General features: G+C 37.9%; 25 protein-coding genes and 2 tRNA genes. 5 read left to right on the top strand and 22 right to left on the bottom strand.

All coding sequences use genetic code 11. From position 1 onward, the window contains the following. Positions 1-288: 288 nt before the first annotated feature. From M1P97_RS25825 to M1P97_RS25745, 17 genes are all read right to left on the bottom strand, one after another. On the bottom strand, positions 289-768 hold the full coding sequence (locus tag M1P97_RS25825) for a hypothetical protein (RefSeq protein ID WP_249390579.1): 480 nt from the start codon (positions 766-768) through the stop codon (positions 289-291). Continuing rightward, positions 656-1,495, bottom strand: a complete 840-nt coding sequence (locus tag M1P97_RS25820) for a DUF4373 domain-containing protein (RefSeq protein ID WP_262923263.1) — start codon at positions 1,493-1,495, stop codon at positions 656-658. Before M1P97_RS25820 ends, M1P97_RS25825 begins: the two co-directional genes overlap by 113 nt. A 61-nt stretch (positions 1,496-1,556) precedes the next feature. Continuing rightward, positions 1,557-1,742 (bottom strand): hypothetical protein, encoded by a 186-nt coding sequence (locus M1P97_RS25815; RefSeq protein ID WP_249390578.1) that lies wholly within the window; start codon positions 1,740-1,742, stop codon positions 1,557-1,559. Positions 1,743-1,892: 150 nt separating this feature from the next. Next, a complete protein-coding gene (locus tag M1P97_RS25810; RefSeq protein WP_249390577.1) occupies positions 1,893-2,084 on the bottom strand; it encodes a hypothetical protein in 192 nt (63 codons plus the stop codon). Positions 2,085-2,112: 28 nt separating this feature from the next. Next, complete coding sequence (locus M1P97_RS25805; RefSeq protein ID WP_249390576.1) at positions 2,113-2,385, bottom strand: hypothetical protein; 273 nt, start codon at positions 2,383-2,385, stop codon at positions 2,113-2,115. 309 nt (positions 2,386-2,694) lie between these two features. Further along, positions 2,695-3,669 carry a DUF7666 domain-containing protein gene (locus M1P97_RS25800; RefSeq protein ID WP_249390575.1) on the bottom strand — a complete coding sequence of 325 codons (975 nt, stop codon included), beginning with the start codon at positions 3,667-3,669 and terminating at the stop codon, positions 2,695-2,697. A gap of 220 nt (positions 3,670-3,889) precedes the next feature. Continuing rightward, positions 3,890-4,054, bottom strand: a complete 165-nt coding sequence (locus M1P97_RS25790; RefSeq protein WP_249390573.1) for a hypothetical protein — start codon at positions 4,052-4,054, stop codon at positions 3,890-3,892. Between the two features lie 420 nt (positions 4,055-4,474). Then, the gene (locus tag M1P97_RS25785) at positions 4,475-4,906 is read right to left on the bottom strand and encodes a single-stranded DNA-binding protein (protein WP_249390572.1); all 432 of its coding nucleotides are present in this window, start codon (positions 4,904-4,906) and stop codon (positions 4,475-4,477) included. Positions 4,907-4,918: 12 nt separating this feature from the next. Further along, positions 4,919-5,614, bottom strand: coding sequence for a hypothetical protein (locus tag M1P97_RS25780; RefSeq protein WP_249390571.1), 696 nt, complete (start codon positions 5,612-5,614; stop codon positions 4,919-4,921). After that, a complete protein-coding gene (locus tag M1P97_RS25775) occupies positions 5,595-6,500 on the bottom strand; it encodes an AAA family ATPase (RefSeq protein ID WP_249390570.1) in 906 nt (301 codons plus the stop codon). The genes M1P97_RS25780 and M1P97_RS25775 overlap by 20 nt, the downstream gene beginning before the upstream one ends. Positions 6,501-7,000: 500 nt before the next feature. Further along, positions 7,001-7,330 (bottom strand): hypothetical protein, encoded by a 330-nt coding sequence (locus M1P97_RS25770; RefSeq protein ID WP_195374372.1) that lies wholly within the window; start codon positions 7,328-7,330, stop codon positions 7,001-7,003. A gap of 20 nt (positions 7,331-7,350) precedes the next feature. Then, complete coding sequence (locus M1P97_RS25765; RefSeq protein ID WP_249390569.1) at positions 7,351-7,746, bottom strand: hypothetical protein; 396 nt, start codon at positions 7,744-7,746, stop codon at positions 7,351-7,353. 6 nt (positions 7,747-7,752) lie between these two features. Further along, the gene (locus M1P97_RS25760) at positions 7,753-7,947 is read right to left on the bottom strand and encodes a hypothetical protein (protein ID WP_249390568.1); all 195 of its coding nucleotides are present in this window, start codon (positions 7,945-7,947) and stop codon (positions 7,753-7,755) included. Between the two features lie 178 nt (positions 7,948-8,125). Then, on the bottom strand, positions 8,126-8,248 hold the full coding sequence (locus tag M1P97_RS26325; protein WP_262923262.1) for a hypothetical protein: 123 nt from the start codon (positions 8,246-8,248) through the stop codon (positions 8,126-8,128). Positions 8,249-8,516: 268 nt separating this feature from the next. After that, positions 8,517-8,591: transfer RNA gene (locus M1P97_RS25755), tRNA-Asp, on the bottom strand. A 283-nt stretch (positions 8,592-8,874) separates the two neighbouring features. Beyond that, complete coding sequence (locus tag M1P97_RS25750) at positions 8,875-9,273, bottom strand: MalT transcriptional regulator family protein (RefSeq protein WP_249390567.1); 399 nt, start codon at positions 9,271-9,273, stop codon at positions 8,875-8,877. Between the two features lies 1 nt (position 9,274). Continuing rightward, on the bottom strand, positions 9,275-9,517 hold the full coding sequence (locus tag M1P97_RS25745) for a hypothetical protein (protein WP_249390566.1): 243 nt from the start codon (positions 9,515-9,517) through the stop codon (positions 9,275-9,277). A 511-nt stretch (positions 9,518-10,028) separates the two neighbouring features. On the opposite strand from M1P97_RS25745, the gene M1P97_RS25740 reads away from it, so the two are divergent. Next, positions 10,029-10,757, top strand: coding sequence for a S24 family peptidase (locus tag M1P97_RS25740; RefSeq protein WP_249390565.1), 729 nt, complete (start codon positions 10,029-10,031; stop codon positions 10,755-10,757). A gap of 12 nt (positions 10,758-10,769) precedes the next feature. On the opposite strand, the gene M1P97_RS25735 is transcribed toward M1P97_RS25740, so the two are convergent. Then, on the bottom strand, positions 10,770-11,990 hold the full coding sequence (locus M1P97_RS25735) for a tyrosine-type recombinase/integrase (protein ID WP_249390564.1): 1,221 nt from the start codon (positions 11,988-11,990) through the stop codon (positions 10,770-10,772). 138 nt (positions 11,991-12,128) lie between these two features. After that, a tRNA-Gly gene (locus M1P97_RS25730) sits at positions 12,129-12,201 on the bottom strand. Between the two features lie 71 nt (positions 12,202-12,272). Here M1P97_RS25730 and argB point away from each other — a divergent pair. Beyond that, positions 12,273-13,046 carry an acetylglutamate kinase gene (gene argB, locus M1P97_RS25725; RefSeq protein ID WP_249390563.1) on the top strand — a complete coding sequence of 258 codons (774 nt, stop codon included), beginning with the start codon at positions 12,273-12,275 and terminating at the stop codon, positions 13,044-13,046. Positions 13,047-13,092: 46 nt separating this feature from the next. Here argB and M1P97_RS25720 read toward each other — a convergent pair whose 3' ends face one another. After that, positions 13,093-13,761 carry a 3-keto-disaccharide hydrolase gene (locus tag M1P97_RS25720; protein ID WP_195372023.1) on the bottom strand — a complete coding sequence of 223 codons (669 nt, stop codon included), beginning with the start codon at positions 13,759-13,761 and terminating at the stop codon, positions 13,093-13,095. A 433-nt stretch (positions 13,762-14,194) separates the two neighbouring features. Between M1P97_RS25720 and M1P97_RS25715 the strand changes: the two genes are divergently transcribed. The 3 genes from M1P97_RS25715 to M1P97_RS25705 are packed head-to-tail and all read left to right on the top strand — an operon-like array spanning position 14,195 to position 18,874. Beyond that, entirely contained in the window at positions 14,195-15,640 is a 1,446-nt protein-coding gene (locus M1P97_RS25715) for an ATP-binding cassette domain-containing protein (RefSeq protein ID WP_249390580.1), read from the top strand. 11 nt (positions 15,641-15,651) lie between these two features. Next, positions 15,652-17,403 carry a DUF6057 family protein gene (locus tag M1P97_RS25710; protein WP_249390562.1) on the top strand — a complete coding sequence of 584 codons (1,752 nt, stop codon included), beginning with the start codon at positions 15,652-15,654 and terminating at the stop codon, positions 17,401-17,403. A 10-nt stretch (positions 17,404-17,413) separates the two neighbouring features. Then, positions 17,414-18,874 (top strand): TolB family protein, encoded by a 1,461-nt coding sequence (locus tag M1P97_RS25705; protein ID WP_195372025.1) that lies wholly within the window; start codon positions 17,414-17,416, stop codon positions 18,872-18,874. A 121-nt stretch (positions 18,875-18,995) separates the two neighbouring features. Here the strand turns inward: M1P97_RS25705 and M1P97_RS25700 are convergent, their stop codons facing one another. Together M1P97_RS25700 and M1P97_RS25695 are read right to left on the bottom strand one after the other, a co-directional pair. Then, the gene (locus tag M1P97_RS25700; protein WP_195372026.1) at positions 18,996-20,606 is read right to left on the bottom strand and encodes a SusD/RagB family nutrient-binding outer membrane lipoprotein; all 1,611 of its coding nucleotides are present in this window, start codon (positions 20,604-20,606) and stop codon (positions 18,996-18,998) included. A gap of 11 nt (positions 20,607-20,617) precedes the next feature. Then, on the bottom strand, positions 20,618-23,626 hold the full coding sequence (locus M1P97_RS25695; protein ID WP_262923261.1) for a SusC/RagA family TonB-linked outer membrane protein: 3,009 nt from the start codon (positions 23,624-23,626) through the stop codon (positions 20,618-20,620). Positions 23,627-23,688 lie beyond the last annotated feature (62 nt).

Here is a 23,688-nt window from a genome sequence, read left to right as displayed (position 1 = left end):
TCCTTTTTGAGTTAATAATCAATAAAAGCGTTAAATCTTCACCTTTTAGAATGTGCAATTAAAAATAACAACCATATTTCTGACTTATTATCTATAAAATATTGAGTAATAATCGGTTGTAAATACTACAAATGAAAATCCACGGACACCCGAAGGTCTTATCCATAGCCGATACAAATCGGCAGCATCCCGGACTTTGATATGCTCGTCGGAAAATATGCTCTGCTAAAGACATGGCATATTCAGCCTCTTCTTTTGTGAGGAGGTGGTAATATTTCTTTTCTTGGTTCATGATTTTAAATCGGTTTTTTTGACTCTGTAATGAGTCCCTTCAATTTCTTTAATAACAAAGTCAGCAAAAGAGGCTTCTCCTTTTGAAACCATTTTGCATACATCGTTGTAAGAGTAAAGTTTTACTTTCTTGTCAAACTTGATAATATCAGCAATGTTAAGCTCTTTGTAACTAAAGTTATCAATAAGATAATTAATAGCGTCGTTCAAACGTTTACTAGTAAACTTGTTTGCTACAACACGCTCTGACAAAATGTCGAAAAAAACGTTCGACATCTTTGGAAAAGCTAACATCAACCTGCTTAGAGACACTGCTAAATCCTTTGGTTTTACAGTTTCCCCTTTATACAAACTTACACTTAACTCACCCTTTTCGCTCTTCGTAGTCAGCTCTTGCGTATCCAGACGCGATACTTTCAAGGAATTTCCCCAAGTCTCTATCTCCGGTGCTATTATTTGTCCTATTTTTGTTTCCATTCTTTTCTTCTTTAAGTTCAAATAGTCCTTTCCAATTGTTGGAGATCGATTGTTCTACTATTGATTTTGCTACTTCTGGATATCCATCACTTAATTTTAGCAACTTCTTATAGCATAGTTCAACTGATTTTACTGATTTATATCCATTTTTTATCTCTATCTTGTAGTCAAGCCAATTTTTAAAAATTTCAATAAAATCCTCTCGAACAAATGATAGATCAAAATTCCCCTTAAGGGGGGTAGGGGGTATATTATTATTTTTCTTTACTTTCCTTTCTTTTCTTTTACTTGTTATTATTTCTTCTTCTTTTGTTATAACATTGTTATCTTCATTATGCTCTTTTGTTATAGCATTGTTGTTTCCCCATCTTTTAGCCATGCCTAACCTGCCTGCTTCCGATCGTTTTCTTGATTTCTCGTCTTTAAATCCCATTCTTTGTTTGAAGCTTTCGGAGTAGAAGTACTTACCGTCTTCGGTAAAGACAAATAACCCAAAATCTTCAATGACGGATTTAATTAAAGAAGCATCTTCACGAAGGTCAAAGGCTATCATGTTATAATCTTTGACACTCATATAATCCGGCTCCTCTCTAAGACGTTCTAAAATCATAAAAAAAACACCATATCCGGCAGCTTTATGTCGCATTCGTAAACGAATCAACTTATCGGAGTTTCTGGCATTGGAATCATGTGGAAAATAGCAAGTTAGCTCTTTCCTCGTTTCCATATCATAAATTCATCTTTAGATTTATCTTTCTTATGTCTATTACATGTCATATAGATGTTATTTAATCCCAGGGTATATACCCAGGCACATTAATTACTCTATTCTTAAATCTTTTTACATGCTCTTTTATATTGCACCCCTTTTTGACAAGGATTGTCGTTTTATTATTGATTCTAATAGGAATGCGCTCAATATTTGGTTCAGGAGGTATTCCTCCTTCTTGCTCTGGTAACCGGTAAGTTTTCATGACTTTTTATTTTTGAAAAGATGACATATTCTTGTTGAGTTACCTACTAAATTCATATTCTTCTCCTTACAGGTAATGACCAGTTCGGAAAAAAGTATAGAGTGTACACAATCCTTGCACTTTGCTTGAATTATTTCTTTCTTTGCCATACTATAATTTTATTGGTAAGCCAGCATATACCCATGTTAAAATAGCAGAATCTCTTGCATCTTGGTTCAGCTGCCTGTCAAGTCCTCCTACTATCTTTGATAATTCTTCTTGGGTGATCTTACCATCTTTACCTTTCCAGCATTTACGGAGAGGCTTGACTTCATCTACTTCTAAACCTATGTGTCTCGCCATTTCTGCGATCTTTCTTGCAACCTCATGATTACCCGGTATTCTGGCCGATCTTGGCTGCTGCAGCAGGAGACGAGTGTGTAGCGTGCCAGTTGCTTTCATTCATCCAGCCAGCTTCAACAACGACTATGATCGATTCTTTTTGTCGATCAACAAAATCTTCTTTCAGCATTTTTAAATAGTCAACAAGAAGAGGGAATGAAAGATTAGTCACGTTTAAGCACCTAGACTTAACATGTAGCTCTGTAACTCCTGATTTGTCACAATCAGGATCAATTCCTATTACTCTGTCTTTTTTAATCATAATGGTTTATTCTTTTTGAATGCGGGAAGTGTAGGAGTCGAACCTACACGAGTATCATCTGATTTCCGACTTTCATGCATGGTCTTGGCTATCCCACGGCTTATTTACTCGCTCAACTACTTTCAGCATGGTCTCGATGACTTTCATTACTATGATCACTTGTAATTTCCATTCATTTGGTCTTAGCACCCTATGACTATAACTTCCCATGTGCCGGTCTTTCCCGGCTGCCAAATAATAAATTAATAATATAAACAGAGGTCTCACACCTCACGACACTCTTTAATGTCGGATTTGGTTTGTTTGTAATTATTCTACTTCTTCTATTTTGCCATTAATAAGCATATAGGAGGTATTCTCTTTGATAATGTTGCCATCAACTTTTACCGTTTTAACATCTTTAATTGGATAACCCTCACCATTCCATTCACCTCTTTCTGTTAGGACAAGCCAATTGCCTATGCAGCCTTGGGCTTTAGATTTGTAACCTGTAACTATAGCTATAGACTCTTTACCTTTTACTATAGCTGCTGACTGGTAACCGGTGTTCGTAGCTGCTGACTGGTCACCGGTGTTCGTAGCTGCTGACCGGTCACCGGTGTTCGTAGCTGCTGACCGGTCACCGGTGTTCGTAGCTGCTGACTGGTCACCGGTGTTCGTAGCTGCTGACTGGTTACCGGTGTTCGTAGCTGCTGACTGGTCACCGGTGTTCGTAGCTGCTGACCGGTTACCGGTGTTCGTAGCTGCTGACTGGTCACCGGTGTTCGTAGCTGCTGACCGGTAACCGATGTTCGTAGCTGCTGACTGGTCACCGGTGTTCGTAGCTGCTGACCGGTAACCGATGTTCGTAGCTGCTGACTGGTCACCGGTGTTCGTAGCTGCTGACTGGTCACCGGTGTTCGTAGCTGCTGACCGGTAACCTGAATTTTCCGAAGAATTATTCCTCCAATCTATCTTTTCTAAAATAAAGCCTATTCCTGCTTTAATAATGCCGTTTAAACCAATTTCTGCTTTAATTTTTAGCTTTGATGAAGCAACTTTGCTATCTCCCTTAGCTTCTTTATCAATATTACCTGAAGCTTCTACTTCGCAATATCTATTTTCCCCATTTTTATCGCATGGTGGATAATAAGAAAACACATCAAATGGATTTTCGCAGAAATGAAATCCGTTAGAACATGCTTTAATAGCTTCTTTTTCTTCGTATTCTTTTCCTGTTTCATACTGGAATCCCCTGCATTGTAGGTTTTTGTTGAAACCTTTATAACCTTTAATTTTATCCATAATATTACTTTGATTTACATCTTAATATTTCTCTACGTTTAATAATAGCTTTGCCTGTAACAATCATATCAGAAGAGAGAGAATGAAGAAGAGATTTTTTTGTCATTCCTATATCCTCTTCTTTTAAATGATCGAATATGGCAGATATGCTACCGAAATAATGATCGGTCTTTTTAAAGATCAAATGAACGTGTACAACTTTCATATTTCCATATATTACTTATTTGGAAATATACTTTTCCAATTTCTTTAAATCCTTCTTTAGTAATCTGACTGAGTCCACTACCTTTGGCTTCTTACCGGTAGCGTCAAAATGTTCTGCAGCTACTTTTGCATGACGAAGCAGCGAGGAAAGAAGATATTGAGGTGGTGTGTTCTCTTTCATTTGTATCTGTATTCTTTTACCATATCTTCGTATCCTGGGTCCCCAAAGTAGGGTAGGTAACATCCTAGATCGGATTCAGCCCAGATTTTCATTTTATCCATAAATGAGGATAATTCAGAAGTGCTCATTTCCGAAGTCTTATAATCGACCTGCTGAATTTCTCCAGTGATCGATCTGGTTTACTTCCTCTTTTGTTCCTATCAAAGTCCTTTTAATGTCCCTTTTGCAGTTCTCCAAGGAAGTATATCCGACGTGATCAGCTATGACTTGCACCCACAAATGAAAAAGAGCATTTTGGTTTAAAGTTCTAGCCTTTCTTTTTTCGGACAATTCGATTATTTTACCAGATGATATAAGTTTTTCAAAGTACACCTCCGCTTTTTTACGATCGAAGGTGTTGTCTGTGTTGAATATCATATATCAGAATGGCAGATCATCTGCGGGACCAATTGGTGGAAAATCCGCTTGTGAAGGTGCATCTTCTACAGTTAATGGAGGCTTAGAGTTTGAACTTTCGCCTTTACCCGACAGCATTAGGTCATACGCCAAAATGTCGGTAATATATCGTTTAATACCGTCCTTCTCGTATTCCCTGTATTGCAGGGTACCCATGATAATTATTTTGTCACCTTTATGGACATACTTTTCAGCTATTTCGGCTAAACCTCTCCATGCAATAATACTATGCCATTGAGTTTTTTCGGCTACTTCTGTACCATCCTGCTTTTTATATCCTCCGGTGGAAGTGGCAAGAGAAAAAGTTGCGACCTTAACGCCTCCGTCTAGCGTTCTGACTTCAGGATCTTTGCCGACGTTACCAGCAAGGAGCACTTGATTTATTGATTTGCTCATTTTATTTTAATATTATGATTCATATTGAGGTAAATCCGCTATCAGATTACGGAATGTTGCCCATTTTATAAACTCACGAAGTAGATATCGGTTATCTTCTTTTAATTGATTATACCAATAACATGTGATAGCAGGTTCGTAAGGTTTAAGTTCTAAGCCTCTTACGTCATATCCATGCTTTTCTTTGTCGTATCCAACAAATTGAAAAAGGTCAAAATGAAAGATTTCTACACCAAAAAGCTCCATGTAAAAGCGCCATTGACAACTATCCGTGTAGTCTTGATCTTTTATTGGAGAATATTTAGTCTTTATGTCTCTAAGTTCAAAGCCATTGATTATATCTGCACAACCAGTTACTATCATATTCCCAAAATCCATATATTCCCGTATTTCGTGAAAGGCGTTCGGAAAACGATCTTTATAAGCAAGAGCTATTTTACATTGATTTAAGTCCATCCTAACTGGATATCCTTCTATATCAAACTCTCGTCCTGGTAATTGGGTCTCTGTTTTTATTAATTTCTTACATCCAGAGGTATCGCCTTCCACTATTCTGTGAAAGGCGGTTCCTATTCTGGTGTATTCATTACCTTTAAATACGCCGGTAAGTGTATCTATGACTGATTGCTCGGTATCATAATCAGAATGATCGGATATGAAGCGCCTAAACTTTTCTAACTGTGTTACTCTAACTAGCTTTTTTTTCATCTTTAAGAATAAACTTGCCAGTTTCTTTATCAAAAACAAATCCCTTTTCACCTAATACTTGTACCATTTTTGCTTTAAACGGCTTTTCGAAAGCTTTGTCAAGAGATTGCTTAATTTCTATCATACGATTAGCATCTTCTACTGTAGCCACTTTTTCAAGAGCTTCATTAGCTTGATCAAGGATTTCCATTGCTTTGCGTTGCTCTTCTGTTTTGCTCTGAATTGAAACTTTTACTTTATTGATAATATCAGCCATAAATGAGGTAAATTCAATCGTATTGCAATCCGGAATGGTTGTAGGAGGAATTTGAGCAACATTTTTACCAATGGTGGTGTCGGTAGGATCGAAACAAATTGTTCGTTTACCGTTTACCATCGTTATAAATCCAACTTGGTCAGCAATTCTTAACAACAAGTCTTTTGATTGTCCTGTACAGTCTGGAGAATGCCGTATAACGTCGCCCTCAGATGTTTCTTTGTCATGACAAACGAAGATAATATCAGTATTGTCTGCTCGTCTACGGTTTACAAAACTTTTGAACTCGTCAGCGATATAACCAAACAGTTTAAGTTTGTTTTTTGCAAGTTTGTAGTCCTGCTTTACGCCATACACAGTGAGAAAGTCATCAAGCATTGATTTTGCAGTATCAACAATGATTGTTTTATACCCTTTCATTGTTTGTTCTTCCACAAGGACATCTTCCCACGTTTGAGCAGTCAACGTGTCAACTTGATTAGATGCTCGGTCAAATCCCCTGTCGCAATCAATCAATAAAGGATTGTCGGATGTGTTGGCCGCTGATGTTTTACCGGTTCCCGGCGTTCCGTAAATAACCATAATAATTGGTCTTAACGGTCTTACGTCTGTTTTCTTTAATATAGGCATAATTTAAATGATTTAAAATGTGTGGACGTCAGGGAATCGAACCCTTTTCTTTCCCAGTCGGGAACGCTCTACCATTGAGCCATACGCCCAGTTGCCGGTCTTTCCCGGCGGTCAATAATAATAAAACTAATAACGTAAACAGAGGGCTCTCACCTCACTCCGTCCTTTGCGGAGGCTTTGATTGATTAATAAATAATTGACTATGATTTCTCTCTCTTCCTACCGTGCTTCCGCCTGCCGGACCATTGTGAGCGTCAAGGTCTACCACTTTCTAAGGCTCGCGGTTGCCGACCTGAGACTAGATTTACATACTCGGAAGAGTGTTGAGAAATTCATGTTTTTTAGTTGTTAGGTATTTTCATTTTCTATGCAATTGCAGCACCGCCCTCTTTCTTTTTCAGACGATGTTACTAAATCGCTCCCACACACATCGCAGTAGTCAGAATCATCAATATAATTCCCAACTTGCATATCATACTCTTTGCTCATAATTTTTTAATTTAGCTTTTAATATCAACCGGTACTTTCATACCTGATAAATCTTCTACGTATTCAATGCCGAATCCCACTCCGTTTTTCAGGATGATATACGCCATTGCCAAAATACCCGCTTTAATGAAGTTATCGGCATGAACAAGTAACTTTTTATCGTTGTCATAGAACTTCACAAAATAGGTTTTATCCCCGTTTCTGATAATGTGTCTTAGATACGACTCCTTATCAAGTTGAGCATGATCAACAGCTTTGACAGTCTCCATTTTAGCTTTGATGTGATCCGGCAATGCTTCCTGCGCTGACGGATCGAAAGTGATGCATTTCGTTTTATCCATGACATTCGTTATTTTTTAGTTTAATCTCCTTTCTCTTTAATTCGTTCCAATACATCCCTGTTAGCTTCGAGTATTTCATCAAATGAGGGTGTCGGCATCCATGCTATCGGCTCCCATAATGGAGGTATACTGTTCATTGAAGAGTAAATCGGACTCCCCTTGTGCATATCATGGATATAACCATCCATACAAAACCATACGCCATTACAGTATATGCCATTAAATATTGCACCATGCTTACACATGATAATGATGTTCTCGTAATCGTCCGGCTTTCGTTCCTTTATGCTTATCCAAGGAGACTGTTTAGTGCCATCTATAAAACCTTTTGCATACACCTGTCGAAGAAATACTTCAATTGCGGCCGGCTGATTTATCCGGTTAGCCAGTTGGCTTGCTATATCTTTAAGTTTCATAATTTTTTAGATTTGATATTCTACTATATTTTCAACATAATACGTAGGTGTATTTTGTGCTTTCTTGTTTTCTCCTATATAAACTCGGCAGAAACAATTTTCTGACTGTTTTATAGCCTCTGATAAACATTCTTCAATACTGTTACCTGTATTGAAAAATAAATCAGCACTCTTATTAAATCCCCAACTATATTTATTCATTGTGATAATTTGGTAATAGGTTACTAATAAATTTTATTTGTGTGCTTATAGATTGGACAAAGGAAGCGGTTCAGGATAACCGTGATATATTCTGCCAATTCTACAGCATGTGATGCTAATAGAGCTGATGAGTCATGTAATGTTTCAATATATTCTTTAGCTCTTAATGATTTCATAATTACCAACTAAACGTACTCATTTCCCAATCCCTCTGATAAGCATCTTCGGGATCTTCTACCTCTTCATATCCGTCTATGTCAAAGTCATCGTCCGGCATAGGTATTATTATGTCTCTTGTCATATCTTTAAGTTATATAAATGGTACGAAAAGAAGATAAACAAGAAGCAAATCACAAGAGAGTCTAATCTGCTTGCATCATACCAAGACCAAGCAGATATAACAGCACAGCACAAACAAAAAGCTGAGAGAAATAATACTAATCCTCTTAGAACGTTGTAAGCTAAGTCTTTCATATATTTGATTTTTATTGTTGACTAGAAAAAACTGCACAGTCCTCACGGATGGTGCAGCACAAAACTTAAACCTATAATAATTCGTATTTACACAGAGGAGGATGACGGAATCGAACCGCCGTAACACTACATGATCGATAAAATGTGCTCTACCATTGAGCTAATCCCCCAAATCCGGGAATTTTCCCGATCCACCGCCGTGATTTATTTTGATAACTCTTTGCCTATGATTCTAAAAAACTCTATTTCTTTCAAGAAATCGCTCTAAGCTTCTCAATTCGTACCATATCTTTGATCCGTATTTGGAAAATGATACTTCTGCTTTGTTTCTTAGGGATTCTAAGAAATCTCCTGAACACCCTAAGTAAATCTGTGCTTCGTCTTTTGAAAGCCATGTTTTGACTATTGGCTCAATTTTTCCTTTGTTTATCCCTCGTGGCATACTTGATAGTTTTAAGCGGTGAGTGATATGTTTCTACTTCTTGACCTTATCTTAACTCTGCAGATCAACTCTATATTATTATTTGATCTGGAACTTCTTAATCGTTGTCGTCTCATATCCATATTGTGATTTATAATTAATAATATGAGTAAGCATCCTGCTATAACAGTTCTAGTAGTAGAAGAAAAGTCAAATGTTATATGGATACCGGAAAGACGTTCTGCTAATATTATAGCAAGTTGTCTACCGTTTCTTATGCCTAGTTTTTCATAGGCTGTTCTTAATTGATTAACGATAGTACTCGTTGCTCTACATTTAATATCAGCTATTTCTTTCTTTTCCAGTCCGGAACAGTACATAATTGCTGTTTTCTCACATTCGGCTGTGAGTTCTGGAAATATACGTTCCATATTATTTAAGTTTTATAACTGATGTGTATCCTGGATATTCGGCTGTTGACACGCGATAAATAAGATCAATTTTTCCTTTTAATTTTCCCATTAATCTAGCATCTCTATTTCGCCTGGCAGCCTCGGATTTAATACCATTATGCCGACTGTCGTCGTAGGGTATTTTGTAAATGTCTCCAACTTTCATCTGGTTAAACATTTTTACAGGACTAAAACCGTTACTGATATCTATTACTTTTTCCATATTTATTTAAGTGTTATTATTAATGTGGCTGTGCCTGGATTCGAACCAGGATGAGTTATCAAGCTCTTTACATCTAAGGATTGATTATCCTATTATAGAGTAATGTGTCTCCCTTTTTCACCACACAGCCTATATAAAGTGTTTGGTTGCATACAAACCTAAGTTTATACAGCCAAACACCGATAGTATTTTGCTATTTAGCCCCGCTGCGATCATCGGACATGTCACGAATCTGCTTTTCACGAGTATGTATCGCGTCTATTATCTATAGGTATGCGCCACTATATCGTCGTTGGATACGGAAAACTGCGATTTCAAGCGTTGACCGGCTACTATCACCGGTTTAGAAAAGAATGACACATACATACTATTGTTTCAACCGTTATTGTTGCGTATCTTTGTATCGTTCTTGTGATGCAAATATACTAACTGTTTGCATACTGTCAAATAATATGCATACTTTATTTTGCATATTGTGATTTTTTAACTAACTGTATACATACTATTTAATATGGAAGCTTGGGAGAGAGTTAAGTATATTATTGAAAATGAAGGTTATAACAAAAATTCTTTTAGTAAGGAAATTGGTATGACTAATAATGCAACTATTGGTAGATTAATTAATGAGCATCGTACTCCTTCTAAGTCTACAGTAGACAAAATACTTTTACGTTTTCCAAAGTATAATAGAGATTGGTTAATAACTGGGAAAGGTGAAATATTCGCTACTGTTCCTGCAATTGAAAAAATTGGAGTATCTTCAATTTCGTCAAATGCGGAAACTATATCTCCAGATCATATAATATATGTCCCTTTGGTTAATCAATACGCATATGCCGGGTACATGTGCGGGTATGCAGATACTGAATATATAGAAGCCCTGCCTCGCATACCTTTTATTGTCGACCACGAAGCTCATGGTAACTATATGGCATTCGAAGTGAAAGGAGACAGTATGGACGACGGTACAACAGACTCTCTGATCGAAGGAGATAGGCTTCTTTGTAGAGAGATAAAGCCGGAGTTTTGGATCGAGTGCAAATTACATATTCGTAAATGGGATTTTGTGATTGTTCACAAAGAGGGCATCCTGGTAAAGAGGATAACGGAGCATGATGTACAAAATCATACTATCAAGATCCACTCATTAAATCCATTGTACGAAGACAGGATGATCCATTTAAAAGATGTGAGGCAGATTTTTAATGTTATAGAATTAAGCCGTCCAAGAAGAAGATAAGCGTTTATTTGCTTAATCTTTTTTAAAGATGAGATCTATAACTGCTCTGTTCGCCTGATCCACTTTTTTGTGATCGAACTTTATGTATATATCAGTAACAGAGTTGCTGGTATGACCTAGCGCTTCTGCTATAACTTCTTTAGGGATGTCGAGTGACGCCGCTATAGTGGCCCATGTATGACGACTCCAGTATGATGACAAATCAGGAAATAAAGGCTGTCTTTCTTTTTTACCGCCTCTTCCTTTTCTTTCCATTGGTCCTATTTCTTTTAAAACTATATCCATGCTATGGAGAAAGTTTTTATAGTCTTCAATTTCGTCCATGATGTTAAGCATATAGTTTTTCCCTTTGTATCTTTTTATTATTTCGCAGGCTTCAGGTTCTAGTTTTATCGAATAGAATTTTCCCGTCTTGGCTCTTTTGTATTCGAATCTACCAAATTCAAACCGATCTCCTATAATGGCGTTATTGGGAGCCATAAATAGATCGACTGCGTTTACACCTATTAGATAAATCATCAACAGAAACATATCCCGGTATCGTTCTTGGTATTTTTCACATGGGAAGTCCCGCAATAAGCGGACTTCCTCTACTGTTAAAGCCCTTTTCCTTGTTTCTTCTTTTTTGATTTTAAACTTTCTGAAAGGATACAGAGTCGTATATTCTTGATCTATAGCATAATTAAAGATTGCTCTTATATTGCGCAGGTGGATTGCATAGGAATTTACTTTCATCCCTGAATTAATCATCCATCTTTCAAATGCTAAAAGCCAGTTTTTATCCATACTTTTGAATGTGGCTTTTTCGTCAAATTCGGATATCTTGTTTCTTGTTGTATTGTATAATGTTATAGTTCCTTCTCTATCCTTCAACGAAATAAATTCATCCAGATAGTCGATAAAAACTTTAGGCCTATAATTTGGATCTTCTCCGAATATGGCTTTTTTCAAATGTTCTTTGTACTTTTTGTCATCCATATTTTGTATTGTTCTTGAAGATACAAGTAATATGGATTCTGTTTCTGCTTTTGACAAAATAGAGCGTAGTGCGGCATTCTTTTGACGGTAGTTAGGTTCATTCTTGGTATACTGCCCGTCTGAAAAGTTTTCCTTTAAAGAGTAAAACCCTGTGCTTATTAGCATGTCACGTTTGTTTACTACATATAATTTAATAGGAAATGTTCCATCTTTCCTCTTACTTCTTATGTCTAATATCATTTTTTCTTTTGCCATAGTTCAAAAATTTGCGTGAAATTTGCGGGATAAATATAGGAAATAACGGTTAAAAACGGTCGAAAACGTAAGTTAATTAGATTTTATTGCATTAAAAAAGGGCTTCGTTTCATTTCGAAGCCCTTGAATTTCAAATTGAGCGGTAAGCGAGACTCGAACTCGTGACCCTTAGCTTGGGAAGCTAATGCTCTACCAACTGAGCTACTACCGCGTTAGACTATGCAAAAGTATGTAAATCTTTTCTTTTTTAGTACCTTTGGAGCAAAAAATATTTTGTCAGATATGAAAAAAGAAAAGCTTACGCTGATTAAAGTAGGTGGAAAGATTGTGGAGGAAGAAGAAACATTACAAAGTTTGCTTCGTGATTTCTCTCAGATAGAAGGATTTAAGGCGTTGGTACATGGTGGTGGCCGTTCTGCTACTAAACTGGCTGGCCAATTGGGTATCGAAAGCAAGATGGTTAACGGACGCAGGGTGACAGATGCTGAAACATTGAAAGTGGTTACTATGGTATATGGCGGTTTGGTCAATAAGAATATTGTTGCAGGTCTGCAGGCATTAAATGTAAACGCATTAGGGTTAACCGGTGCAGATATGAACCTGATGCGTTCGGATAAGCGTCCGGTAGCAGAGGTGGATTATGGTTTTGTGGGAGATGTAAAAGAGGTGAATGCTGATCTGTTGGCTTCTCTTATCCATCAGGGTATTGTCCCGGTGTTGGCTCCGCTTACTCATGATAAACAAGGGCATATGTTGAATACCAACGCAGATACCATTGCCGGAGAGGCAGCTAAAGCATTGGCCAAACATTTTGATGTGACATTGGTATTTTGTTTTGAAAAGAAAGGCGTATTGAAGGATGAAAATGATGACGAAAGCGTTATTCCGGAAATTGATCGTACAGCTTTCAAGCAATTGGTAGAGCAGGGTATTATACAAGGAGGTATGATTCCCAAACTGGAAAATTCATTCCAGGCGATTGATGCAGGAGTCAAGGAAGTCATTATAACCCAGGCTTCTGAAATTCATTTAGGCAAAGGAACGAAGGTTTTTTAAAATAAAAAGAGGAAAGTTGCTACAGACTTTCCTCTTTTCTTTTTTATTACAAGCTTCTTACTTTTACATTGCGGAACCAGATAAGTGAATCACCATGTTTTCCTTGCAGACCTATATAACCTTTTGTCGGTAATTCGGCAAAAGGTTTGGGTAACCAACTGGGAATTTCGCTTCCATCAGGATTTACTTTGCCTGAGGTCCATTTGCTCATATCCATTTCTGTTACTTTTTTGCCATTCAAAATAACAGTGATGCGTTGTCCGGCACATTTTATACGCATATGGTTCCATTCTCCAGGCTTTTTTACAACTTTATCTTTGTTCGCTCCCAGGTGGCCATAAATGGCACCACATTTTTCATAGGGTTTTCCATTTCCCCATTTTTCGCAATGATCGTCAGCGATTTGTATTTCTACAGAATTAGGGATCCAGTCTTTAGTGTCCGTACAGTAAATGACAACGCCACTGTTTGTGCCTACATCTGTTTTGAAATCCAGATCCAACTCAAAATTTTCATATTCGGTTTTGGTCCATATTGATTCGTCCTGCACAGCTGCAAGTACGCCATTTGTCATGCTCCAGACCTCCGGGTTATAGCTGGCATCTGATAGATTTGCTCCAAATAGAGGCTGCCATTTGTTTTTATCGGCTGCAGAAACATTGAGTGTGCTGATAATTCCCAGCAAAAGAATTGAGAAATAAAATAATCGTTTCATGTTATTGGATTTTAAGATAAAATAATTAGCAATCAAAGATAGATAATCTCTTCAAAACTATAAGATGAAATCTTACTAAATTCAATAAAACTTTTTGATTGATAGTAAAACGGTCGCTTTTGTGTAAAAAACAAAATATTAGATTGTTGTTTTGTTTTATTTTATTATTTTTGTCTCGTAAAGGTGGGTAGTCTATCAGACTGAATTAAGTGGAATAGAACGTAATACAATAAATATATTGGATTGAATTTTATTAAGTTGAGTTGGGAAATTACAGGCATTATAATAACTAATTTGTAAGAATTTTATAGACATACCACGCCTGTATATATATAAGGGATTGCTCGTGATGAGTGATCCCTTCTTCTTTCTTGTCGATATATTTAAGTTTTATAAAGAAACTGTTTACCTTTGGGCGTATAAATAAAAGATGATGAAAGGGAATAATACAATAGTTAACCTGCAGAATGTGGTTACCCGTTTACCAGAACTCCGTTTTACAGAGCCGTTTAGCTGGTCGGTCAAGGAAGGGGAACAGTGGGCCATAATAGGTCCGAACGGTTCAGGGAAAACATTGATTGCGGATATGATGCAACGTAAGTTTGCATTGAAAGAGGGAGAAATCACTTTCGGTTATGAAGATAAAGTAAGTAATTTAGTCAAGAGCATTGCTTTCAAAGATATCTATTCGTTGGCGGATTGCCGGAATACATATTATCAGCAACGCTGGCATTCGACGGAAACAGATGAGGTGCCGACAATTGAGCAAATCCTGGAAGAATATGCCGGTACGGAGAATTTACGTCAGGTACTTTCTTTCTTTGGTATAGAAGATTTACTACCCAAACGCTTGATCTTTTTATCCAGCGGCGAACTACGTAAATTCCTGATTGTCCATTCTCTCTTGACATGCCCTCGCATTCTTATCCTTGATAATCCGTTTATAGGTTTGGATGCTTCTTCAAGAGATGTCCTGGTCGACTTGTTAAATCAAATGACAAAATTAGAAAATGTACAGGTTATTTTGCTCCTATCTAATCCGGATGATATACCGGAAATGATAACACATATTTTACCCGTACATAACCGGATGGTTTTTCCACCGGAAACACGGGCTGAGTTTATTGCACATACAGATTTGCTTACCCATCTTTTTCCGGATCATTCTTCGGATGTTCCATTGCCAATATCAGAAAAGGAGCCTTCCACTCATGATATTACTTTCCGTATGGAACGTGTTTCTATTAAATATGGAGCCAGAACCATTCTGAAAGAACTCGACTGGGAAGTACGAAACGAAGAAAAATGGGCTTTATTCGGTCCGAATGGGGCAGGAAAGTCAACTTTGTTGAGTTTAATTTATGCAGATAATCCTCAGTCTTATGCAAATACATTATATTTGTTTGACCGAAAGCGCGGATCAGGAGAGAGTATCTGGGATATAAAAAAGCGGATAGGCTATGTTTCTCCTGAAATGCATCTTTATTATATGGAGAATGTTCCGGTGTTGAACATTGTCGGTTCCGGATTTTTCGATTCGATCGGATTATATCGTAAATGTACTGCGGAGCAGGAAGCAATAGCTTTGGACTGGATGCGTGTTTTTGGGATTGAGACATTAAAAGACCGCTCTTTCCTGACATTATCATCAGGTGAACAGAGGTTGGCATTACTGGCTCGTGCATTCGTAAAAGATCCGGATTTGATTATATTGGATGAACCTTTACACGGCCTCGATATCAGTAACAAGAAGAGGGCGGCACGGATAATAGAGCAGTTCTGTTCTCGTCCGGGTAAAACGTTGATCTATGTGACCCATTATCCCCATGAGCTTCCGCAATCTGTGGATAAACGTTTTGAATTGGTAAAACATGCTTAAACCACAATATCATGAAATTGAAAGTTGCTGTTTTCTGGCTGGTCATATTGGTAGCTTTATTCGTATTTCTGCAAACATATAGTAAATATCATTTTTACTTTATCGAGCAGACACATTTGTTTCAGTTTACCGGGGAATATATTTCAGGGAAGTTGATCATTCCCGGTGGGTTCGCTTTAGTTCTGTCTGAGTTTTTAGTTCAGTTCTTTATTCTTCCATATGCCGGAGCTGCTATTATTGCAGGATTATTGCTTATTACCGGACTTGGGGTAAGAGGTATTGTACACCGGATTATACCGGATACGACTTTGTTTCTACTCTATCTTATTCCGGTGGTTTTGATTATGTTCATCCATTTTGATTTTAACTATCTTGTTGCCGGGACGGTAGCACTCGACATAATGCTATTGGCCTTATATTTTTGTTTGCGTATCTCGAATGATAAGTGGCGGATAGTGGTAGAAGTGTTACTTTCGCCTGTTCTTTATGGGGCAATAGGATCTGCCGCTTTTTTGTTTTCCATTTTGGTCGTTATTTATGAGTTGTTTAATAAAACTCCTAAATGGTACTGGGTATTGCTTTCTGGCGTGTTGGTTGTCTTTTGTGGTATTTGTAGTGTCTATTTTGCCGCTTTGGGTGAATATCGTTTTGCTTTTCTGCCTGATGCCTATTATCATACGGCTTTGGAACCGAAGTCGGTTATCTATTATTCGTGGATATCACTTCCTATTATTTTAATTCTATCGTTTTGGTTAAAACACAAGCAAAAGCGGGTAAGCAAAAAGTTCTTGATTGCAGGTTGCGGTGTGCAAGTCCTGTTGTTATTCCTTTTGTGTTGGTGGGGAGTTCCTGAGTACGGAGATAAAAAATCTATCAAAGTGAAGGAGTTGGACTATTATGCCAGAACGGAACAATGGGATAAAATCATTGAAGAAAGTAAAGGACCGCTTACCAATTATCTGAATTTATGTTATCTGAATTTAGCTTTGGCACATAAAGGAGAGTTGGCAGACAGGGCATTCAGTTTTGACCAAAAAGGACCGTTAGGATTGATGGTTGGCTGGAATAAAACGGAGCAGATATCTATTTTGCTGAGTGAAGTTAATTTTGCAATGGGAAATTCGGCTCTGGCGCAGGAGATGGCGTTTGAAGCATTTGCAACGACAATAGGAGAGGGTAATCCGCGTATGTTGAAAAGGTTGGTGCAGACAAATCTGATTTATGGAGAGTATCCGGTGGCGGAAAAATATATTAAAGTATTGGAAAATACAGGTTGTTACAGCTCTTGGGCAAGCGGACAACGTAAGTTTTTATATAATGATGCTGAGGTAGAAAAAGATACGGCCCTGGGGTCGATGCGTAAAAGTTTGCCCAAAGATAATTATTTGTCGGAATTGAATAATATGGAGAAAGATTTACGGGTTATTGCCGAAACTAATCCGTCAAACAGGAATGCAATTGAATATCTGGGGCTTTTTTATTTGATGTCCAAGGATATGGCCGGCTTTAAGGGGATGGTGGAGCATTATTATGGTACGGATGTTTTGCCTGTATTGCCTAAATCGTTTCAGGAAGCAGTAATCACCTTGTCGGAGGCTGAACCTGATTACTGGAAGCGTTTTAATATTTCTCCTTCGGTTGTGCAACGTTTTGCAGAATATAAAAAACAAGTTTTGGCAAATAGGAGTAATGCGAATGCACTGCCAGGGTTAATGCGAAGAGCCTATGGAGATACTTACTGGTTTTATTTTATGTTTAAATAATCGGATGAATATGAAGGGTAATTATAAATATATCATGTTGCTGGCTATGTTTATGTCCTGTTCGGATGCGGTTCAGGTTAGCGATAAGTTAAGTGAAAAGCCTGCAATTAGTCCGGATTATACCGATGTTACTATTCCGGCGAATATCGCTCCGTTAAACTTTTCATTGACAACTCAATATGAGGAGGCACGTGTGATTTTATCTTCGGCTGACCGGAAAATTGAAGTTAAAGCCAAAGGGAATCAGTTTGTAATTCCTTCTTCCAAATGGAAGAGGCTTTTACAGTCTACTGCCGGTAATGCGGTAGATGTAATCGTTCAGGCGAAAGAAAAAGGTAAGTGGATAGAATATGCTCCTTTTAAATTATATGTAGCAACGGACCCTATCGATCCTTATATTGCCTATCGTTTAATTGCTCCTGGATATACTTTGTGGAATAAGATGGGGCTTTATCAGCGTAATCTGGAAAACTATACGGAAACAGCCATCATTGAAAATAAGATGAGTGGTCGGAATTGTGTGAATTGCCATTCTTTCTGTATGCAGAATCCGGATAAGATGCTTTTCCATATGCGTGAAACGTATCCTGGAACCATACTGGTTGACGGAGATAAAATAGAAAAGTTGAATACCAAAACGGAACAAACCGTTTCTTCATTGGTATATCCCTCCTGGCATCCTTCTGGAAAATATGTTGCATTTTCTGTAAATAATACAAAGCAGGGATTCCATATGAACGACAGGAACCGGATTGAAGTATTTGATGAAACTTCGGATGTCGTAGTGTATGATGTGGAAAAGCACGAGATAGTAACTACCGGAAAGTTATTTTCGAAGGATGCTTTTGAAACTTTCCCCACTTTTTCTCCGGATGGAAAAACACTTTATTTCTGTACGGCTGGTGCACGTTCTATTCCGCAGGAGTATTCTGAGATCAAATATAGCTTGTGTTCTATTTCTTTCGATCCGGATACCCGGAGTTTCGGTTCTGTAGTCGATACATTATATAATGCAAATATAAAAGGACAGAGCGTTTCTTTTCCACGTGTTTCTCCGGATGGAAACTATTTGATGTATACGGTATCAGGTTATGGTAATTTTTCTATTTGGCATAAAGATGCTGACTTGTATATGGCGGATCTTGCGACAGGCGAAAGCGTACCTTTAGATATATTGAATAGTGATGATGTGGAAAGTTATCATTCCTGGAGCAGTAACAGCCGTTGGGTTATATTCAGTAGTCGTCGGATAGATGGATTATATACACGGCCGTATATCACCTATATCGGTAAGGATGGAAAAGCCTGCAAACCATTTTTATTACCTCAGAAAGATACAGAATTCTATGATCAGTTTATGATGTCATATAATATTCCGGAATTTATCACCGGAAAGGTGAAAGTAGGAGGCCGAGTACTGGGACTGAAAGCAAAAGAAGATAGAGGAATAGATGTGAAGTTTGCCAAATAAAAAAATACGATGATCATATAAGCGTTTATATGATCATCGTATGTGGGTTTATACGGTTGCCGTATGTGAGTATATATGGTGATCGTATAACTATTTATACGATCACTGCATTGGATTTTGTTTATCGGCTACCGCCTGCCCACCAAACGTTTTCTGTAAATACATATTGGCCATTGCCATATGCACTTTCTACATTCGGGTTAGAGCTTACTTCGTCACTACCGTAAGGTGCGCGTAACGGGAATTTACCCGGGTTTTCAAAACTGTAAATGTCATTGCCTTCCGCTTTCAAACGGCGTACATCATTATAGCATTCTGTTGATTCACCGTTAGCTCCCCAGAAAGCAAGATATTTTTGAATCATTGTTTCTTTCAAAGGATTAGCAGCAAACAACGGAGCAACTTCCGTGTCAAAGTAGTTTTCTGCTTCAGCGGTTGTCACTGCACTGGTTGAATTGGCTTTAACAGGTATTGAAGCATTGTCTAACGCAGAGGTTACACTTACTTCCATGTTCATCAAACCGGCTACAACGGCATTTTTTAATACTGTTTTCGCTTCATCCAAACGATTGAGTCTTACCAAAGCTTCTGCTTCCAGGAATTTCACTTCGTGGAAACTCATTAGCATAGTAGGAGCAGTAGCTGCTATCAGGAAGATAGAAGTATTGTAATACTCCTGTTCCTGTTGAGGCTTACCGTTAGGAGCCATCATGGATAAGAAATCTTTTTCTTCTCCGGTCAACTGTTTACAGTAAAAGCCTTCAGCATCCAGACTTTTATCTGCAAATAGTGCATCAACAAATGCACGGTGAACACGCGGGTCGTTGCGTGCAATAAGCTTTTGTGTCAAGCTTGCACTTGCGGCTGTATATTCACGACTATTGAAGAAGTCATACAACGGGTTAAGATTGGCAACTCCATCATAAACATTGAATGCAGCTTGCTCATTAGCGTTTTGTGCAGCGTTTTTACAACATTCCAAAACAGTGTTTAAAGCAGCAGTTTTATTTTCTGTCACATTTAATGTATGCATAGTATAACGGGCTTTCAAGCCATAAGCCAGTTTCAGCCATTTATTAGCATCTCCTTTGAATAATATATCCTGAGCTCCAGCTTTTCCGGTAGCGTGTGTATCACCTTTAGGCAGATCTTCAATAGCAGCGTCCAGATAAGCAATGATAGCTGTGTAAATATCTTTTTGCTTGTCTATTACCGGATTCATGAATTGAGGTTTACCATTCTCTAATTTAGCTAAAGCAGCCTGGCTGAAAGGAGTGTCTCCAAAAGCATCAGCTATTAAGCCTGCATTGATAGCGGCAAGGACTTCTCCCATCCCCTTTGTTGTGTAGTTTCCGGGTTGAGTTCCTTCTTCAGAGCATTTATCAATGATGATTCGTGCATTTTTCAGTGAGCTATATGTATTTCCCCAGATATTATTAAATGTGGAAGATGCATATACTTCTGAAACACGTGTTTCTGCATTGTATAACTGATTGAAAATACCTACTTCATTTTCAACATAGGAAGAGAAATAATGATTAAAATCTCCTCCGATATTACTAAATGCAGTAGAGGTAATCGCGTCTGTCAGGATAAATTTAGCATCAATATTATGAGGATTGTCAATATCCTGATTGATCTTGTCCATTTTGTCTTCGGAGCAGGAGAATAGAACTCCGGCCACTAAAGCGACAGATAGATATGTCTTAAATTTATTATATGTAATTTTCATATTACTCATGTTTAAAATTTGAATGTAAAACCAAAACCATAACTAGAGCTTCCCGGCATAGAGAAACGTTCAAATGCACCAGCCATGTTGTTGTTTCCTAATGTAGCTTCCGGATCAAGACCTGGTAATTGTGACCATAGGAGGATATTACGTGCAAACACATTTGCTGTAATATTTAAGTATGATTTTTCCAGAATCGGATAGCTCAAAGAAATTTCACGCAATTTGATGAATGAGTTGTCATAAATACTAGCTTCATCAATAGCATTCATTGCATTAAAATAGTCATAAGCATTCTCTCCTTTTATCTTGATGTCGTTTGGAGAATAAGACCCATCTGCATTTTGTTTTACGGCAGGCTTTTCGAATAAGAATTCAGACATATTGCGATAATCGGCTGAACGCTGAGTTACACCATAGTAATCAAGAACTCCTAATGTACCACTATAGATTTGTCCTCCTTGTTTCCAGTCTAATACAGCAGACAAGCGGAACTTGTATAATTCGAATGTCGTGTTGAAGCCCAAACGGAAATCGGGAGCAACTTTACCAATAACCTGAGGTTCTCCAGCCTGAGGAAGACCATTTTCGTCTACAACGATCTGTCCGTCATCATTACGTAAATAACCGTAACCGTAGATTACAGGGAATTTATCACCGATACCGGCACGTACCTGAGGAGTTACGAAGCCACCTAACATAATGCTGTTAACGCCTTCTGCCAGTTCATCAACATAGTTGTCGATTTTCGAGAAGTTGAAACCGAAATCCCAGTAAATGTTCTTTTTCTCAATCGGTTTAATTGTCAATGTTATTTCGTGTGAGTTCGTATGAATTGCACCACCGTTAGTTATCATTGAGCTATAACCTGTAGAAGTAGATAAAGGCACTTCAAAGATTTGGTCTTTTACATTCTGACGAGAATAAGTATAGTTCAATGAAACCAAACCATTCAAGAATGTTAAGTCTGCACCTAATTCGTACGATTTTGTATTCTGAGGTTTCAGGCTCGGGTCATATATCTTATAATATGGTATATATGATGTTGTTGAACCGAATGGATACTGGATAGGAGTACCTGCCGAGAACCCACCACCATAACTGGGTGTATAATAGTAGTTATCGAAGTATTCGCCAGCCATACCAACTTCAGCATAAGAAGCTCGTATCTTACCGAAAGTAAGGATTTTATTCTCTTTTAAAGGAGAAAGCTCTGTGAAAATCCAGCCTAAAGAAACGGAAGGATAAGTAAATGAACGATTTCCGCGAGGCATTGAAGATACAATGTCATTACGAACAGTAGCATTGAAATACAACATGTTATTCCATGATAATGCCAAGTTTGCAAAGTTACCAACAGTACGTTTTTTCGTTGTTCTTTGTTCTGCCTGGAAAGTCGTTGCGTTTCCGATATGATTCCATCCCGGGAAGTTAAAATTGTACCCCTTGCCTGTAGTGACTCTTGTAGATTTATTTACAAGTTCGTTACCATATAATACATTTAGATCCAGATCCGGCATGATTTTCCAGTCATAATTTAATGTAAACAGGGAGTTCATTTCTGTGATGTGATAGCTATCCTGTCTTGAGTAACCTGTTGAATAACTTTTATCACCATATCCGTATACGTCAGAATAGATAGTACTATAAGCATCTGCACCTAATTGATATTTGGCTGTTAATTTATGATCTTCGCCAAAGTTTGTATCATACTGTGCATATGTATTACCAAAGAAACGCTGTGAACGTTCTGTAAAAGAGTTATTGTCGCAAGCCCAATAAGCATTGTTGAATGTTGTTGGACGATAGTTATTTTGTGTATAAGGGTCGCCGTCTATATGAGAAGGTATACCGTTGAAGTCATAACTAGGAGGTGTACCGTAGATAGTTGCAACCACGCCTTCGTTACCTGCACTTTGTTTTCTGATCTTTGAAGTGATAAAGTTACCACTGAAACCTGTTGTCCAATGCTCACTTAAATTTGCTGTAGCATTCAATTTCGCATTATAACGGTCCATTCCTGTCTTAGGTATGATACCTTCAGAGGTACTGTTTCCTAAAGAGAATGAATAGTTCCCTTTGTCAAATGCTTGTGAAATGTTTACATTGTTACTCCATGAAACACCTGTGTTGAAGAAGTTTTTTGCATTGTCGTAACCTTGCGGTACAGCCCATGGATCCAATCCGGCAGCAGCACGTTGAGGTACATAATACATACCTTCGTGTTTACCGTATTGCTGAGTGTAAGAATTGTCAACATTACCACCATAATTTGCATCATTTGCCAAATCAGAGATCTTAGGGCCCCAAGCCAATGACGTACTGGGAGAGTAAGCTCCTCCGCTACCTTGGGCATATTCCTTTTGGAAGTCAGGAAGGGTTGAAACTTTGTCGAACGATAGGTTTGATGTTAGTGTAATTGAAGGCTTCCCTTTTTTAGCACCTTTCCCGCTTTTAGTTGTAATGACAATAACACCATTGGATGCACGCATACCATAAAGTGCTGATGCTGCTTGTCCTTTCAGGATATTGATACTTTCAATATCATTCGGATCTAAATCGACAGCACGATTGGCAAAGTCGGAACCAGCAACACTACCCGTGTTTCTTTTATCTGTGTCAATATCGGCAGCAGATGAAATAGGCATACCATCGATAACATACAGTGGTGTATTATCGCCAGTGAAAGAACGGACACCACGGATTGTGATTTGTGAAGAGGCTCCTGGCATACCGGATGACGGAGTGATATCGACTCCAGATACTTTACCTTGCAATGCAGAAGAAATGCTTGTACTTGCAGCACGTGTTAAGTCATCCCCTTTTACATCCTGAACAGCATAACCTAATGCTTTTTTCTCTTTCGAGATCCCCATTGCCGTAACGACAATTTCGGAAAGGTTTTGAGTATCAGATGCTAGTCTGATATTTACAACCGGTTGAACAGAGGCTTCTTGGCTTTTCATACCTACATACGAAATTACCAGAGTCTTTGCAGAACTACGTTTTGTGTAATACATTCATAATCAGCATGTTAAATTTAAAGAGAAAATATATATTACCTGAGAAAACAATATTCAAT

Origin of the sequence: Parabacteroides leei (assembly GCF_023369805.1) — a bacterium.
GTDB classification, from domain to species: Bacteria; Bacteroidota; Bacteroidia; order Bacteroidales; family Tannerellaceae; genus Parabacteroides; species Parabacteroides leei.
Note: the sequence above shows the minus strand (reverse complement) of the source record. Positions and strands in the feature narration are given on the sequence as shown.